General features: G+C 40.4%; 17 protein-coding genes and 1 rRNA gene. All 18 read left to right on the top strand.

Annotated elements, in window-relative coordinates; translation table 11 throughout:
• The first annotated feature begins 3 nt into the window (after positions 1 to 3).
• The gene (locus tag NQT69_RS18770) at positions 4 to 1,308 is read left to right on the top strand and encodes a TolC family outer membrane protein (RefSeq protein ID WP_256829186.1); all 1,305 of its coding nucleotides are present in this window, start codon (positions 4 to 6) and stop codon (positions 1,306 to 1,308) included.
• A 7-nt stretch (positions 1,309 to 1,315) separates the two neighbouring features.
• Positions 1,316 to 1,888 (top strand): OmpA family protein, encoded by a 573-nt coding sequence (locus tag NQT69_RS18765; protein ID WP_256829185.1) that lies wholly within the window; start codon positions 1,316 to 1,318, stop codon positions 1,886 to 1,888.
• Positions 1,889 to 2,705: 817 nt separating this feature from the next.
• A complete protein-coding gene (locus NQT69_RS18760; protein WP_256829184.1) occupies positions 2,706 to 3,155 on the top strand; it encodes a flavodoxin domain-containing protein in 450 nt (149 codons plus the stop codon).
• 429 nt (positions 3,156 to 3,584) lie between these two features.
• Positions 3,585 to 5,474, top strand: coding sequence for a tRNA uridine-5-carboxymethylaminomethyl(34) synthesis enzyme MnmG (mnmG, locus tag NQT69_RS18755; protein ID WP_256829183.1), 1,890 nt, complete (start codon positions 3,585 to 3,587; stop codon positions 5,472 to 5,474).
• Between the two features lie 15 nt (positions 5,475 to 5,489).
• On the top strand, positions 5,490 to 6,110 hold the full coding sequence (gene rsmG / locus NQT69_RS18750) for a 16S rRNA (guanine(527)-N(7))-methyltransferase RsmG (RefSeq protein WP_256829182.1): 621 nt from the start codon (positions 5,490 to 5,492) through the stop codon (positions 6,108 to 6,110).
• A 13-nt stretch (positions 6,111 to 6,123) separates the two neighbouring features.
• A complete protein-coding gene (locus NQT69_RS18745; protein WP_256829181.1) occupies positions 6,124 to 6,909 on the top strand; it encodes a ParA family protein in 786 nt (261 codons plus the stop codon).
• A 20-nt stretch (positions 6,910 to 6,929) separates the two neighbouring features.
• Positions 6,930 to 7,853: a ParB/RepB/Spo0J family partition protein gene (locus tag NQT69_RS18740; RefSeq protein WP_256829180.1), complete on the top strand. Its 924-nt coding sequence runs from the start codon at positions 6,930 to 6,932 to the stop codon at positions 7,851 to 7,853.
• A 142-nt stretch (positions 7,854 to 7,995) separates the two neighbouring features.
• The gene (locus NQT69_RS18735; protein WP_256829179.1) at positions 7,996 to 8,376 is read left to right on the top strand and encodes an ATP synthase subunit I; all 381 of its coding nucleotides are present in this window, start codon (positions 7,996 to 7,998) and stop codon (positions 8,374 to 8,376) included.
• A 15-nt stretch (positions 8,377 to 8,391) separates the two neighbouring features.
• Positions 8,392 to 9,249: a F0F1 ATP synthase subunit A gene (gene atpB / locus NQT69_RS18730; protein ID WP_256829178.1), complete on the top strand. Its 858-nt coding sequence runs from the start codon at positions 8,392 to 8,394 to the stop codon at positions 9,247 to 9,249.
• Positions 9,250 to 9,309: 60 nt separating this feature from the next.
• The gene (atpE, locus tag NQT69_RS18725; protein ID WP_010561330.1) at positions 9,310 to 9,543 is read left to right on the top strand and encodes a F0F1 ATP synthase subunit C; all 234 of its coding nucleotides are present in this window, start codon (positions 9,310 to 9,312) and stop codon (positions 9,541 to 9,543) included.
• Between the two features lie 41 nt (positions 9,544 to 9,584).
• Positions 9,585 to 10,055, top strand: coding sequence for a F0F1 ATP synthase subunit B (gene atpF / locus NQT69_RS18720; protein ID WP_256829177.1), 471 nt, complete (start codon positions 9,585 to 9,587; stop codon positions 10,053 to 10,055).
• 16 nt (positions 10,056 to 10,071) lie between these two features.
• The gene (gene atpH, locus NQT69_RS18715) at positions 10,072 to 10,605 is read left to right on the top strand and encodes a F0F1 ATP synthase subunit delta (protein WP_256829176.1); all 534 of its coding nucleotides are present in this window, start codon (positions 10,072 to 10,074) and stop codon (positions 10,603 to 10,605) included.
• A 14-nt stretch (positions 10,606 to 10,619) separates the two neighbouring features.
• Positions 10,620 to 12,161: a F0F1 ATP synthase subunit alpha gene (gene atpA, locus NQT69_RS18710; RefSeq protein ID WP_256829175.1), complete on the top strand. Its 1,542-nt coding sequence runs from the start codon at positions 10,620 to 10,622 to the stop codon at positions 12,159 to 12,161.
• Between the two features lie 59 nt (positions 12,162 to 12,220).
• On the top strand, positions 12,221 to 13,081 hold the full coding sequence (atpG, locus tag NQT69_RS18705; protein WP_099297118.1) for a F0F1 ATP synthase subunit gamma: 861 nt from the start codon (positions 12,221 to 12,223) through the stop codon (positions 13,079 to 13,081).
• Between the two features lie 33 nt (positions 13,082 to 13,114).
• The gene (gene atpD / locus NQT69_RS18700) at positions 13,115 to 14,500 is read left to right on the top strand and encodes a F0F1 ATP synthase subunit beta (protein WP_256829174.1); all 1,386 of its coding nucleotides are present in this window, start codon (positions 13,115 to 13,117) and stop codon (positions 14,498 to 14,500) included.
• 13 nt (positions 14,501 to 14,513) lie between these two features.
• Positions 14,514 to 14,936: a F0F1 ATP synthase subunit epsilon gene (locus NQT69_RS18695; protein ID WP_256829173.1), complete on the top strand. Its 423-nt coding sequence runs from the start codon at positions 14,514 to 14,516 to the stop codon at positions 14,934 to 14,936.
• 280 nt (positions 14,937 to 15,216) lie between these two features.
• Positions 15,217 to 16,575, top strand: a complete 1,359-nt coding sequence (gene glmU, locus NQT69_RS18690; RefSeq protein WP_256829172.1) for a bifunctional UDP-N-acetylglucosamine diphosphorylase/glucosamine-1-phosphate N-acetyltransferase GlmU — start codon at positions 15,217 to 15,219, stop codon at positions 16,573 to 16,575.
• A 540-nt stretch (positions 16,576 to 17,115) separates the two neighbouring features.
• Positions 17,116 to 17,233 (top strand): 16S ribosomal RNA (locus tag NQT69_RS18685); the annotation flags it as partial.

Below are 17,233 nucleotides of genomic sequence, written 5' to 3'. Positions count from 1 at the left end.
GGAATGCGTATACTAGCTTTACTTCCATTAATCGCATTGAGTGGTACGACTCATGCACTAACACTTGAGCAATCAGTTGCTGAAGCACTTAATAAAAATCCGCGCTTATTACAAAAATACGCTCATTTTGAAGCGAAATACCGTGATAAACGCACAGCTTTTAGCGAATATTTACCGCAAATACGTTTATACGCGGCCTACGGCTACGAAAACGTTACTTATAATAGTGGTAATTCCGTTGATACCGAAATGGATCGCCGAGAACTCGGGCTACGAATATCACAAATGCTGTTTGATGGTTTTAGAACCTCATCAGACGTGGCAAGGTTAGATTATGAAACCCGAGCCGATCAGCAGAGCTTAGTATCAGAAGCTGAAAACCTTGGCTTAGAAGTAACGCAAGTTTATTTAGACTTAATAAAAGCGCAAGAAATTGTAAAGCTACAAGAACTAAACGTTAAAGATCACCAAGAGATCTTAACTAATATACAAAGCAGAATGGCAAAAGGTTTAAGTAGTGATGCTGATGTAGCCCAAGTGCAATCTCGCTTAGCTACAGCGCAATCAGGGTTAATGGCCGCTAAAAATAACCAGTTTGATTTAGAAGCGCAATATTATGATCTGGTTGGTAGTTACCCCGATAATCTGATGGTGCCAAAACCAGATGCTAACTATATACCGCAAACATTAAAATCCGCGCTTGACCTTGCTGTGCAATCGCACCCTGAGATCAGCGCAGCAAATTTAGATATCAATGCAGCTGATAAACAAATAGAACGTGATAAAAGCGGTTATTGGCCGAAACTAGCACTTGAGCTAGATGTAAACGATAACGAAAATATTGGCGGCTATGAAGGCCCTGATGATGATGCCAGAATTATGCTAACTATGAGCTATGACCTCTACAACGGCGGTCGTACGAATGCGCAAACAGAGGCATCAAAATGGCGTTATCAAGAAGCAACAGCAATTAGAGATAACACAGTACGCCAAGTATCAGAAGGCACTAAGCTGGCTTGGAATGCGTTTACGTTTATTAGCGAACAGAAAAATTTCTATCAGCAAAATGTCGACTTTGCTGCAACGGCACAAAAAGGCTATGACAAACAATTTGAATTAGGCCGCCGTTCGTTGCTTGATGTACTTGATTCAAAAATAGAGCTCTTTGTTGCACGACGCAATTATTTAAATGCAGCCTTTGATCAACGCAAAGCGAGTTATCGCTTGATCAATGCCACTGGCAAGCTGGTGGAAGCATTACGAGTAGACACGCCAGAAGCATGGCGATTAGAAGAAGACAAGGAGTGATCTAACCATGAAACATAGCTTACTAATCGCATTAATACTCACTCTAGGCGCATGCGCTTCAGATCCTGTTTTATATGCGCCACAAGAACAATCTCGTGATCTTTATGACAGTGATATAGACGGTGTAATTAATGCCCGTGACAACTGCGTACAAACCCAGTTAGATGCTGTAACAGATAATGATGGTTGCCCTTCAGAAACTGAAATACCGGAACATGAAGTTAAAGTCATTAATTTTGGTTTTGATAAAGATACACTCACACCGCAAGAGCAAATAAAAGTGATTGAACTTGCAGAGTATTTACGTATCAACACCACTAAGCAAGTATATTTAATTGGCGATACCAGTGTAGAAGGCACTGAAGAGTATAACCGTAAACTTGCTCAAAGACGGATCAACACAGTCACAGAAATGCTTAAAGCAAATGGTGTTAGTGCAGATCGTTTTGAAACCGAAACCTATGAATACCCTATCCATATGCCAAAGGAACTGGCAGGGCGTAAAACACGGCTCATAGCGGTATTAAGTATACCGAGCTCAAAAGGCTTTGAAAAAAAATGGCCGCTATACGGCAATTAATATAACACAAGTAAAAAAAGCCTTAGCAGCTTCAAACTGCTAAGGCTTTTTTCTGTAAAATTAGCGATGATCTCTAAACTATTTAGCTTACTTTGCAGCAATTCTAATCGTTTTTCACACTATAAAAAGACTCAGTAAGAGTAGTTCTTCACACATTATGAGCGTTTATAAATCCAAGAAGCACTGTACAATGCCAAGATTACCCCTGCACTTTTGCTAACAAGCACTACTCAATTAGCCATTAATTTAAAATTACCTGCAAAATAATAAAAATTGTTATCCACAATGGTTCATTTTTGACTCTTTTTTTATACTTTTCTACACAGAAACTAATTAAAAAATGAGATCTTAACTATTTTTACCCAAAGAAGGGGCTAAAAAAGGATTAATTTTATTTAATTCTCTGATTTATGCCCTCTAATAAATAATTTACAGCTTTCGTAAAATTTTTTTACGACAAAAATGATCGTTATCAACAGGCTTTCTATCCACATTTATATAAGTGAGGAAATAAAACAAAAAGCCTCCTATTCTAAATAGTAAACAAAAAATAAGATCAAATACTTAGCATAATAGGCTGATGTATTTTAAACTTTGAATCAGAGCTTTCTTACTATTTATCAACAGCTTGATCATATGATTACATTTAGGAATATATTATTATTTATATAATAATCAAATAGTTAAAAAACAGCCCTTACTACTGCTCAATAATTAAGCATAAAAACTTATACAAAGATCCATTAACTGCTTTACTGCGCAGTAAACTTGTTTATCATAACTATCAAACTAAAGCAGGAAAGCGATCAATAACCACATGTATTCAGTAAACATTATTATCGGCAGTCAAATGGGATCTGCAGAGTATGTAGGAGAACAACTGGCCGAGCAGTTAATTTCACAAGGGATCACCACTGAAGTACATGATCAACCTAACTTTTCTGACATTAGTAAAGATAACACGATTTGGTTACTCTGTACTTCGACATATGGTGCGGGAGATTACCCTGAGAATCTGTTGCCATTTATAGCAGATCTTAATCAAGTAGATGATCTCAAAGGTTTAAAGTTTAGCGTTATTGGTTTGGGTGATACCAGTTACGACACCTATAACCTTGCTGGGCGTAACCTAGAACAATTATTACTTAGTAAAGGTGCTGTATGTACAGCTCCTAGGTTAGAGCTGAATATTTTAGATGAAGCACTACCAGAAGACACAGCTTTAGCTTGGTTACCACAATGGATAGCTCTAAATAAACTCGATTAAAGCAATGGTGCAATAAGATCTAGTGATATTAGTTATTCACAATTTATCTATAATTTAGATCAGATTGTGGATAAGCTATGATCTAATTGCGTTTCTAAGGGTTGTTATCCATGGGATAAAATCTATGTCACAAAGGGCTGTGCATAACTAGGCCTTTTGATCAGAGCTTATATCTACCTTGATCCGATCATATAAACACCTTTAGATCTGATCTAACACCCTGTTTTAGAATATGATCTATACCTTATCAACAGAAATAGTGATCAGTAGTAGTAATAGAAATAAAAGATCTCTTTAAAAGATCCTTTATATTATTAGAGATCACTTACTTAGATCTTGACTACAGTTTAATCATTTATCTTCTGTCAATTTATAGGTAGAATACGTTCCCCTTGGTAGTTTGCTGGTTGATTTAAGTAGGATCCTGAAATGATTTTTCACGAAAATTTTGATGTTATTGTTGTTGGTGGTGGCCATGCAGGTACTGAAGCCGCATTAGCTGCTGCGCGAATGGGAATGAACACCCTGCTGCTAACTCACAACATGGATACTCTAGGTCAAATGTCATGTAATCCAGCAATTGGTGGTATTGGCAAAGGCCATTTGGTAAAAGAAATTGATGCCTTAGGTGGTGCAATGGCGCAAGCTATTGATAAAGGCGGAATTCAATTTCGTACACTAAATTCATCTAAAGGCCCTGCTGTTCGAGCTACCCGTGCTCAGGCAGATCGTGCGCTTTACAAATCTGCTATCCAAGACATTCTACAAAACCAAGATAATTTAAAGATCTTTCAGCAATCATGTGATGATCTCATTGTTGAAAATAACAAAGTAACAGGCGTAGTAACCCAAATGGGATTACGCTTCAGTGCACCTTCTGTAGTATTAACTGTAGGAACCTTCTTAGGTGGTCAAATTCATATTGGCCTTGAGAATTTTAAAGGTGGCCGAGCAGGTGATCCTCCTTCAATTGCATTAGCTGATCGCTTACGCGAGCTCCCTTTTCGTGTTGACCGCTTAAAAACAGGTACTCCGCCACGTATTGATGCCCGTACCGTTGACTTTAGTAAGATGCAAGAGCAACCAGGGGATGCACCAACACCTGTATTTTCATTTTTAGGAAAGCAATCAGATCATCCACAGCAGATCCCATGCTATATCACCTACACCAATGAGAAAACCCATGAGGTGATCCGCAATAACTTACATCGCTCACCTATGTATTCAGGTGTTATAGAAGGTATTGGTCCACGTTACTGCCCTTCTATAGAAGATAAAATTGTTCGTTTTGCAGATAAAGACAAACACCAAATTTTCGTTGAACCTGAAGGCTTAACCTCTTACGAGCTTTATCCTAACGGGATTTCAACTAGCTTACCATTTGATGTACAGCTAGAAATTGTGCAATCAATTACTGGTTTTGAAAATTCCCATATTTGTCGCCCTGGCTATGCAATTGAATATGACTTTTTTGATCCTCGTGATTTGAAAAAATCGCTAGAGACAAAATTTATTGACGGTCTTTTCTTCGCAGGCCAAATCAATGGCACAACAGGTTATGAAGAAGCTGGTGCCCAAGGTTTGATCGCGGGTATGAATGCTGCTCTGCAAGTACAAGGTAAAGAGCCTTGGACACCACGCCGTGATGAAGCTTATGTTGGCGTACTTATTGATGACTTAACAACACTCGGTACAAAAGAACCATACCGTATGTTTACTAGCCGTGCTGAATACCGCTTGTTATTGCGTGAAGATAACGCTGATATTCGTTTAACAGCTAAAGGTCGTGAGTTAGGCTTGGTTAATGACGAGCGCTGGCAAGCATTTAACGAAAAAATGGATGTGATCGCAAAAGAATCACAGCGTATTAAAGAAACCTGGATCCACAAAGATCACGCTGTTATTGATCAAGTAAATAGCTTGCTTAAAACACCATTAGTGCGTGAAGCTAGTTTAGAAGATCTTCTGCGTCGTCCAGAAATTCGTTATAACGATCTTATGGCAATTGATGGTTTAGGATCTGAGTTTGATAATGCTGCAGCGCTGGAACAAGTTGAGATCCATACGAAATACGCCGGTTACATTGCGCGTCAGCAAGATGAGATCAATAAACAATTGCGTCATGAAGAAACCGTATTGCCAAAAGACTATGACTATTCAACAGTTTCTGGGTTATCAAATGAAGTTGTTGCTAAGTTAACAGCTGCACGTCCTGACACAATTGGCCAAGCATCGCGTATTTCTGGTATCACCCCTGCAGCTATTTCGCTATTATTAGTCTATCTAAAGAAGCAAGGCCTATTACGTAAAATAGCGTAATGATTAAGGAATACTGTGTTACAGCAACAATTGACCTCTTTGTTAGCGCAAACTGATATTGCGCTAACCGAAAAACAACAGCAACAACTAGTGCAATATGTTGAGTTACTGAATAAGTGGAACAAAGCATATAATTTAACCTCAGTGCGCTTGCCTGAAGAAATGATGATTAAACACATCATGGACAGTTTAGTTGTTGCTCCTCACCTACCCGGTCATCATTATATTGATGTGGGTACTGGCCCAGGTTTACCTGGTATCGTTCTTGCGATAGCGCTACCGGAGACTCAATTTGTATTACTAGACAGTTTAGGTAAACGTGTTCGATTTTTAATGCAGGTTAAACATGAGCTTGGTCTTAAAAATGTAACCCCTGTACAGTCTAGAGTTGAAGAATATCAACCAAGTGTTAAATTAGATGGTGTATTAAGTCGCGCTTTTGCTTCATTACAAGATATGGTTGACTGGTGCTCGCACTTAATTGATCATTCAGGTAAATTTATAGCATTAAAAGGTGTGTTTCCTAGTGATGAACTAGAATCATTACCTGATGGCGTTAAATTTGAGCAAAAGATAGCATTGGAAGTTCCAGAGTTAGATGCACAAAGACATTTAATTATTCTTTCTAAAGACTAGGGATCAGAGCACTGTGGCAAAAGTCATCGCAATAGCAAATCAAAAAGGCGGCGTGGGTAAAACCACCACAGCTGTAAATTTAGCAGCTTCAATGGCTGCAACAAAACGTAAAGTGCTATTAATCGATTTAGATCCGCAAGGTAACGCAACCATGGGAAGTGGCATTGATAAATATAGTGATGTTGCCACTATCTATGATTTATTAATTGAAGATAAACCAATTGATGAAGTTGTATGCAAAGAAACATCTGGTGAATATCACTTAATTGCCGCCAACGGTGATGTAACAGCTGCAGAAGTAAAACTGATGGAGTTGTTTGCTCGCGAAGTACGCTTACGTAATGCATTAGAAAAAATTTCAGATCAATACGAATTTATTTTTATAGACTGCCCACCTTCATTAAACATGTTGACCGTTAATGCAATGGCCGCTGCTGACTCTATTTTAGTGCCTATGCAATGTGAGTATTATGCTCTTGAAGGTTTAACAGCTTTAATGGATACCATCACCCAATTAGCAAAACTGGTAAACCCTAAATTACAGATTGAAGGTATTTTGCGCACTATGTATGATCCGCGTAACCGTTTAGCTAATGATGTATCAGAGCAATTAAAACAACACTTTGGTGATAAAGTATACCGTACAGTGATCCCACGTAATGTTCGTTTAGCTGAAGCGCCTAGTTTTGGTGCACCAGCCATGTATTATGACCGAGCATCAAGTGGCGCTAAAGCCTATTTAGCACTTGCCGGTGAAATGTTACGCAGAAAAGAAAAAACATCTCCTATCGTCGCCTAACTTTGAGGTAAAAAAATAACATGTCTGCAAAAAAACGCGGTTTAGGCCGAGGACTCGACGCTTTACTTAGTTCATCAAAACCGGCTGCTTCTTCAGCAAAAGAAAACCTAGCTGAATCAGTTGCAAATGTTGCACCTGTTGGCGAGCCTGTCAAAGCTGAACTGCAAAAGTTAGCTATTGAGTTTTTACATTCGGGTAAATACCAACCGCGTAAAGATATGTCAGAAGAAGCGCTGGAAGAGCTTGCGTCTTCAATTCGCTCTCAAGGTATTATTCAGCCTATCGTTGTGCGTCCGGTTGCAGAAAATAGCTATGAAATTATTGCCGGTGAGCGTCGTTGGCGTGCAGCTCAAATCGCTAAATTAGATGTTGTTCCTTGTATTATCAAGGATGTACCAGATGAAGCGGCTGTAGCCATTGCACTGATTGAAAATATTCAACGTGAAGATCTCAATGCTATGGAAGAAGCGATAGCATTAAACCGCCTACTCAATGAATTTGAATTAACGCATCAGCAAGTTGCAGATGCGGTAGGAAAATCACGTACCACTGTGACTAATTTACTACGCTTAAACAATTTAAATGACGATGTTAAAATATTGTTAGAGCACGGTGATATCGAAATGGGCCATGCTCGTTGCTTATTAGCCCTCGAAGGTGAGGTGCAATCTGATGCTGCTCGGTTAGCTGTTGCCAAGGCGCTTACCGTGCGTGAAACTGAAAAATTAGTTCGCTCAATTTTAGAGCCTGCTCCCAAAAAAGAAGTGGTTGAAAAAGATTCAGATGTCAAACAGTTAGAACAGCAATTAGCGGATAACTTGGGCGCAAAAGTTCAAATCAACTATAACAAAAAAGGAAAAGGTAACTTGGTTATTTCCTATACGAATCTTGATGAGTTAGATGGAATTTTACATCGTATAAATCAAGACTATTCCCAGCATTAATTAATATCATGTCCAAAATGAGACAATTGTCTCATTTTTGCACCACAATACACCGACTCAAGTTGCAAAACTGCTAGGATTCAGTATAATTTCGCCAGTTTTCATACCCTGACAAATAGAACGCTAATAAGGTTAACTAAACGTGACTAATAAGTTAGCAGCGCCTTATCAATTGGCTGCATTTAAATTAATCTGTTTGCAAGGTAGTGTAGCATTGGTTGCTGCCATTATAATTTTTATCGGTTGGGGAGTGAATGCCGGGCTTTCAGCATTAGCTGGAGGCGCTGTAGCAGTACTTCCCCACAGTGTATTTGCCATCTATGCATTCAGGTATATGGGTGCAAGTAAGGTAAATCAAGCGTACACCTCGCTTAAACGAGGTAACGGACTAAAATTTTTGCTGACAATCATATTGTTTGCGCTAGTACTAAAGCATTTTTCGGTAATATTATTACCTTTTTTTAGTATCTATGTACTGGCGTTAATAACTGGATTGTTCGCACCCGTTTTTTTTAAACATTAACTTTTGGGATATAACATGGCTGCAGAAGAAGTTACTCTATCTAGCCATATTCAGCACCACTTAACCAATGCTAAGATGTGCTCGACCGATGCCGGTCTTGCCTTCAATAAAGCATGTGCGGACAGTGGTTTCTGGACATGGCATATAGATACCCTCGCATGGTCTATCGGATTAGGTCTTATCTTTTTATGGATCTTCCGTAGTGCCGCTAAAAAATCAACACTAGGTGTACCTGGTAAATTTCAATGTTTTATTGAAATGATTGTTGAATTTGTTGGCGACAACGTACGTGATACCTTCCACGGAAGAAGTAAACTTATCGCACCATTAGCATTAACAATATTCGTTTGGATATTCTTAATGAACTTAATGGATTTAATACCTGTTGATTTCTTACCTGCATTTGCTGGCTTTGTTGGCGAAAATGCGTTTGGTATGGATTCACACGACGTATATATGAAAATCGTACCTACTACTGACATCAACTTAACCGCTGCTTTAGCGTTAGGTGTATTCTTATTGATGATCGGTTACTCAATTAAAATCAAAGGTATCGGTGGCTTCATTAAAGAGTTAACACTTCACCCGTTTAGCTCTAACAATACATTGGTTCAAATTCTTTTGATCCCATTTAATTTGTTGCTTGAACTTATCGCATTAGTAGCTAAGCCATTCTCGTTAGCACTTCGTTTGTTCGGTAACTTATATGCTGGTGAGTTGATATTCATCTTGATCGGCGCAGTTGGTTTAATGCAACTTCCGTTGCACTTTATTTGGGCCGTATTCCATATCTTAGTAATCGTGTTACAAGCATTCGTATTTATGATGCTAACTATCGTTTACCTAAGCATGGCTAGCTCAGATAATCACTAATTTAGATATTTACAATTTTACTTTTAACTTTAATTTACAATTGAAACTTTGGAGAAAAAAATGGAACTAATGATCGGTCTTAAGTATATCGCTGTAGCTTTACTTATCGGTTTTGGTGCAATCGGTACTGCAATCGGCTTCGGTAACATGGGTGGTAAATTCCTAGAAGCATGTGCGCGTCAACCTGAGCTTGCTCCTTCACTACAAGTTAAGATGTTCATCCTTGCTGGTCTAATCGATGCTGTAGCAATGATTGGTGTTGGTATCGCGATGGTATTGTTGTTCGTACTTTAATTTTATTTTTTGAACAGCTTACTATTTAAGGAGGAGCGGTTGTGAACTTAAACGCCACTCTTATCGGTGAATTAATTGCATTTACGGTGTTCGTACTTTTTTGTATGAAATTCGTATGGCCACCACTAAACGGTGCAATTGAAGCTCGCCAAAAGAAAATCGAAGATGGTTTAGCTGCCTCTGATAGAGCCGAAAAAGACTTAGAACTTGCGCAAAAGAAAGCTGCTGAACAGCTTAAAGATGCAAAAGCTCAAGCGGCTGATATCATTGAACAAGCTAAAAAGCGTGCCGTGCTAATTGTTGACGAAGAAACTGTTCGTGGTCAGCAAGAGCGTGAAAAAATTATTGCTCAAGGGCAATCTGAAATCGAAGCAGAACGTAACCGTGTAACAGAAGAGCTACGTAAACAAGTAGCTACTCTTGCAGTGGTTGGTGCTGAACGTATTTTAGAGCGCGAAATCAATCAAGCCGCACATAGTGACATCGTTGAAAAACTTGTCGCTGAGCTGTAATTAGGAGGGTATGAGCATGTCTGAATTGACTACTATCGCTCGCCCATACGCTAAAGCGGCTTTTGAACTTGCCGTTGAAAAAGGCAGCATTGAAAGCTGGAATGACATGTTGTTTTTTGCAGGCCAAGTCGCCAGCAACGAACAAGCATCAAGCATTCTAGCTGGATTGCCTACTGCAACTGCACAAGCTGAGTTATTTAACAAAATTTGTGCTGAGCAGCTCAACGAACAAGGTCAGAACCTAGTGAAGGTGATGGCTGAAAATGGACGTTTGATTGCCCTACCTGCGGTTGCAGAGTTATTTGCTGAATTTAAAGCAGAATACGATAAAGAAATCGAAGTAGACGTGATTTCGGCAACCCCTCTTGCTGCACAGCAGCAAGAATCATTGGTAGCGGTACTTGAAAAACGTTTCGCACGCAAAGTTAAGCTGAATTGTAGTGAAGACGCTACAGTCGTTGGCGGACTTATTATTAAGTCTGGTGATACTGTAATCGACGGCTCAGTACGCGGTAAATTAAATCGCTTAGCCACAACACTACAATCGTAATTGGGAAAAAGAGCATGCAACTTAATTCCACTGAAATTTCAGATCTGATCAAACAACGTATTGAGCAGTTCGAAGTTGTAAGTGAAGCTCGTAACGAAGGTACTATCGTATCTGTTACAGACGGTATCATCCGCATCCACGGTCTAGCTGACTGTATGCAAGGTGAGATGATTGAGCTTCCTGGCAACCGTTATGCTATCGCACTAAACCTTGAGCGTGACTCAATTGGTGCAGTAGTAATGGGTCCTTACGCTGACCTTACAGAAGGCGTAAAAGTTTATACAACTGGCCGTATCTTAGAAGTTCCTGTTGGTCGTGGTCTACTTGGTCGTGTTGTAAACACACTAGGTGCACCTATCGATGGTAAAGGCGCTTTAGATAACGACGGTTTTGAACCTGTAGAAAAAATTGCACCAGGTGTAATCGAACGTCAATCAGTAGATGAGCCAGTGCAAACTGGTTATAAATCTATCGATGCGATGATTCCAGTTGGTCGTGGTCAGCGTGAGCTTGTTATCGGTGACCGCCAAACAGGTAAAACTGCACTAGCAATCGATGCAATCATCAACCAAAAAGGCACAGGCGTTAAGTGTGTGTACGTTGCGGTTGGTCAAAAAGCTTCTACTATTGCTAACGTAGTACGTAAATTAGAAGAGCACGGTGCATTAGAAAACACAATCGTTGTTGTTGCATCTGCTTCTGAGTCTGCGGCACTTCAGTACCTAGCTCCGTTCTCGGGCTGTACTATGGGTGAATACTTCCGTGACCGTGGTGAAGACGCGCTAATCGTATATGATGATTTATCTAAGCAAGCTGTTGCTTATCGTCAAATCTCATTGCTACTTAAGCGTCCACCAGGTCGTGAAGCATACCCAGGTGACGTATTCTATCTTCACTCTCGTCTTCTAGAGCGTGCATCGCGTGTAAACGCTGATTACGTTGAGAAGTTCACCAATGGTGAAGTGAAAGGTAAAACAGGTTCATTGACGGCATTGCCAATCATTGAAACTCAAGGCGGCGACGTTTCTGCGTTCGTACCGACTAACGTTATCTCTATCACCGATGGTCAGATCTTCTTAGAAACTGACTTATTCAACTCAGGTATCCGTCCGGCAGTAAATGCTGGTATCTCGGTATCGCGTGTTGGTGGTGCTGCACAAACTAAAATCGTTAAGAAACTAGGTGGCGGTATCCGTCTAGCCCTAGCTCAGTATCGTGAATTAGCTGCGTTCTCGCAGTTCGCGTCTGACCTTGATGATGCAACTCGTGCTCAACTTGAGCATGGTGAGCGTGTAACAGAGCTAATGAAGCAGAAACAGTACGCTCCAATGTCTGTTGCTGAAATGTCTTTGTCGTTATTCGCAGCTGAGAAAGGTTATTTAAAAGATGTTGAAATCCCTAAAATCATGGATTTCGAAGCAGCTTTACTTTCTTATGCAAATAGCACATACGCAGAGCTTGTGGCTCAAATCAATGAAACTGGTAACTACAACGCCGAGATCGAAGCGCAGCTTAAAGAACTTCTAGAGAAGTTCAAGTCTACGCAAACTTGGTAATTTAGTTATTAATGGTGTGCTTTATAACCTAGAGCACACCTTGATTCGGAGAGAGAGTCATGGCCAGCGGAAAAGAGATTAAAAGCAAGATCGGCAGTATTAAAAATACTCAAAAGATCACTAGCGCAATGGAAATGGTTGCTGCGTCTAAAATGAAAAAGGCGCAAGAACGAGTGGCTTCAAGCCGTCCATACGCTGAAAAATTACGTAAAGTGATTGGTCGTGTTGCTCAAGCAAATCTTGATTTTACTCACCCGTTCTTAGAAGAACGTGAAGTAAAACGAGTTGGTTATATTGTTATCTCTACTGACCGTGGTTTGTGTGGCGGTTTAAACTCTAATGAGTTTAAGAAAGTTGCACAAGACGTTAAAGCGTGGAAAGAAAAAGGTGTAGACGCCGAGTTTGCAACTTTAGGCAGCAAAGCTGCTGGTTTCTTCCAACGTTTTGGTGGTCAACTACTCGCTAAAAAAGCGGGCTTAGGAGATAAACCTTCAGTACAAGACATTATTGGTCCTGTAAAAATAATGCTTGATGCATTTTCTGAAGGCAAAATTGACCGTTTATTCTTGGTATATAACAACTTCGTTAATACCATGAAGCAAGAGCCAATGATAGATCAGTTACTCCCTTTGCCAAAAGCTGAAGAAGAAGTTTCTGCACATGCATGGGACTACTTATACGAGCCAAACCCAGACGCGATTTTAGAAGCGCTGTTAGTACGCTTTATTGAGTCTCAAGTATACCAAGGTGTAGTTGAGAACGCTGCCTCTGAACAGGCTGCCCGTATGGTTGCGATGAAAGCTGCAACTGATAACGCTGGCGACCTTATGGATGAGTTACAGCTTATTTATAACAAGGCGCGCCAAGCTGCAATCACACAAGAAATTAGTGAGATTGTTTCTGGTTCAGCCGCAGTTTAATGCTTCTGGCAAAGATTAAAGAGAGGAATAGACATGAGTTTAGGTAAGGTCGTCCAAATTATCGGTGCCGTTGTGGATATTGAATATTCGCAAAACAACGTGCCAGCCGTATATGACGCACTAAAAGTAACAGATGGCGATTTAGCTGGTTTGACTCTAGAAGTTCAACAACAGCTAGGTGGCGGTGTGGTACGTGCTATCGCACTAGGTACTACAGACGGTTTACGTCGTAGTGCTTCAGTAGAAAACACAGGTGAAGCGATTAAAGTTCCAGTTGGTACTGCAACTTTAGGTCGTATCATGAACGTACTTGGTGAGCCAATCGATGAAGCTGGCCCAATCGGCGAAGAAGACCGTATGTCTATTCACCGTGCAGCGCCTTCTTACGAAGAGCAATCAAGTTCAATTGAACTTTTAGAAACAGGTATCAAGGTAATCGACCTTGTATGTCCGTTCGCTAAAGGTGGTAAAGTTGGTTTATTCGGTGGTGCCGGTGTTGGTAAAACCGTAAACATGATGGAACTTATCCGTAACATCGCAATCGAGCACAGCGGTTACTCAGTATTCGCAGGTGTTGGTGAGCGTACTCGTGAGGGTAACGATTTCTACCATGAAATGAACGATTCAAACGTACTTGATAAAGTATCGCTTGTATACGGTCAGATGAACGAGCCTCCAGGTAACCGTTTACGCGTAGCGTTAACAGGTCTTACTATGGCTGAGAAATTCCGTGACGAAGGTCGTGACGTACTTTTCTTCGTAGATAACATCTACCGTTATACACTTGCAGGTACAGAAGTATCAGCACTTCTTGGTCGTATGCCATCAGCGGTAGGTTACCAGCCTACACTAGCTGAAGAAATGGGTGTACTTCAAGAGCGTATCGCATCTACTAAGACTGGTTCAATTACTTCAATCCAAGCGGTATACGTACCTGCGGATGATTTAACGGATCCATCTCCAGCAACAACGTTTGCTCACTTAGATGCAACAGTAGTACTTTCACGTGATATCGCTTCACTTGGTATCTACCCTGCGGTAGACCCACTTGATTCATCTTCACGTCAACTTGACCCACAAGTTATTGGTCAAGAGCACTACGATACAGCACGTGGCGTTCAAACAGTTCTTCAGCGTTATAAAGAACTTAAAGACATCATTGCAATCCTAGGTATGGACGAGCTTTCTGACGAAGATAAGCAACTTGTATCTCGTGCGCGTAAAATCCAACGTTTCCTATCTCAGCCATTCTTCGTGGCAGAGGTATTTACAGGTGCGTCAGGTAAATACGTTTCACTAAAAGATACTATTGCTGGCTTTAAAGGCATCTTAAACGGTGAGTTTGATGACCTTCCAGAGCAAGCGTTCTACATGGTTGGCTCTATCGAAGAAGCGGCAGAAAAAGCCAAAGGCATGTAATTAGGAGGGTAGTATGGCAGCTATGACTGTACATCTTGACGTAGTAAGTGCTGAAGAGAAATTATTTTCTGGTTTAGTTGAATCTATTCAAGTAAGTGGTAGTGAAGGTGAACTAGGTGTTAATGCTGGTCACGCTCCACTACTAACTGCCCTTAAACCTGGTATGGTACGTTTAGTTAAGCAATTTGGTGAAGAAGAGCTCATTTATATTGCAGGCGGTACGTTAGAGGTTCAACCGAATATCGTATCTGTACTTGCAGATACAGCTGTTCGTGGTGAAGACTTAGACGAACAAGCTGCTGAGCAAGCTAAACGTGACGCTGAGAAACAAATGGCACAAGGTGGCACTGCTGAGTTAGATTATAACCAAGCAGCAATACAACTAGCTGAAGCAATTGCTCAGTTACGTGTTATTCAGCAATTACGTAATAAGTAAGCCTATCTGGTTTAGTAAAAGCCCACTTTATGTGGGCTTTTTTGTGCCTGAATATAAATAATGTTTCACTCTGTGCAATAGATCGCTTTTTGTACTTATATCCTTCATTGATCCCCGTTACAATAAAGCATATAAAAGCAATGCTTGATTTCAGTTAAGATTCATTGGCAACTGCTAGATTGCCGTTGAGTATTTGCGCATGATGTGACTTACGTAATCTTTTTGAATTCACGCTCGCTTACTTATTTCAATAAAACAAAGAAAGAAGGAAATTGTTTTAATGCCACTCACAACGGTTATTTTAGCTGCGGGTAAAGGTACTCGTATGCGTTCAGCTCTTCCTAAGGTACTGCACAAAGTTGCAGGCAAACCTATGGTGCAGCACGTTATTGATAATGCTAATGCACTTGGTGCCACATCAACTAACTTGGTTTATGGTCATGGCGGCGAATTATTACAACAACAACTTGCTGATAACGACGTAAACTGGGTACTACAAGCTGAGCAGCTAGGCACGGGTCATGCCGTAGCACAAGCAAACCCACATATTAATGATGAAGACACTGTATTGGTTTTATACGGTGATGTACCACTGACAAAGCAATCAACGCTAGAGCGTTTACTTGCTACCACCCCAAGTAATGGCTTAGCTGTACTTACGGTAAATCTCGCTAACCCTAATGGCTATGGCCGTATGTTACGCGTTGATGGAAAGTTAGTTGGTATTGTTGAGCAAAAAGATGCAACACCAGAGCAGTTACTGTTAAACGAAGTTAACACAGGCATTATGGCTGTTAATGGCAAGCTATTAAAAAGCTGGTTAGATAACTTGTCTAACGAAAACGCACAGGGCGAATACTACCTAACAGACATCGTAGCAATGGCGCACAGTGAAGGTGTTGAAATTAGCTCTGCACAGCCAGATCACCCAATGGAAGTTGAAGGCGCAAATAATCGTGTTCAACTTGCAGGTCTTGAACGTGCTTATCAAGCATGGCAAGCGCAAGAGTTAATGTTAAATGGTGCAACACTTGCCGACCCTGCGCGTATCGATGTACGCGGCGAAGTCACAACTGGTGAAGATGTACTGATTGATGTAAACGTGATTTTTGAAGGTAAAGTGACTTTAGGTAATAACGTTGAAATTGGTCCTAACTGCGTACTTAAAAATTGTACCATAGGCGATAATGTAATTATTAAAGCCAATACATTGGTTGAAGATGCAAGTGTCGCTGCTAAATGTACCCTTGGTCCTTATGCTCGTTTGCGCCCAGGTGCGATTATGGAAGAAGATTCGCATATTGGTAACTTTGTTGAAATGAAAAAATCGCGTTTAGGTAAAGGCTCTAAAGCAAATCACTTAACCTATCTTGGCGATGCTGAAATTGGCGAAAAGGTCAATATAGGGGCAGGTACTATTACCTGTAACTATGATGGTGTGAATAAATCAAAAACCATTATTGGTGATAATTCATTTATAGGCTCTAATTCATCATTAGTAGCACCAGTCACTATTGGCGCAACAGCCACCATTGGTGCAGGCTCAGTGATCACCAGCACTGTTGCAGATGAACAACTAGCAATCGCGCGTAGTAAACAGCGAAACCTAGATGGTTGGAAGAGACCGGTAAAAAAATAAGATTATATAGGCTGCAATTGCAGCCTTTTTATAACCGCTGAAATACCGTTTCAATCCCCGCTTTGTATGCCTTTTGTACAGAATTTAAATTAATTTAATAAAACTGAAATAAAGCATTGACGGCCACAAGAATATCCCTATAATGCGCATCCAGTGACCCGGCAGGCAGCAATGAAAAGCGCTAAACAAAGGGTGAGAGAGTCGAGTAAAACTTAATATTAAAACTTCTTAAAATTAAGTGTTGACAAAAAAATAGGAAGGCGTAAAATTCGCTTCCCTTGAGTCGCTAAGGCAACTCAAACGTTCTTTAACAATATAAAGCAATCATCTGTGTGGGCACTCGTACAGATTGAGTTCTAACAGCCAAGCTTAGTTCGCTAAGTGAGGCAAAAAATTTAGAGTCTCAATTGAAACTGAGTGACCAACAGCAATAAATTTATTTATTGCAGCACAGTCAATTCAATATCGAAAGATATTAAATAAATTCAGAATTCATTGAGCTGTTCTTCACTCTTTATTGGGTGGGAACAAAAAAACTTTTAATTGAAGAGTTTGATCATGGCTCAGATTGAACGCTGGCGGCAGGCCTAACACATGCAAGTCGAGCGGTAACAGAAAGTAGCTTGCTACTTTGCTGACGAGCGGCGGACGGGTGAGT

It is taken from the genome of Pseudoalteromonas shioyasakiensis, from assembly GCF_024518675.1.
GTDB lineage: Bacteria > Pseudomonadota > Gammaproteobacteria > Enterobacterales > Alteromonadaceae > Pseudoalteromonas > Pseudoalteromonas shioyasakiensis_B.
This window is presented reverse-complemented; position numbering and strand designations above follow the sequence as displayed.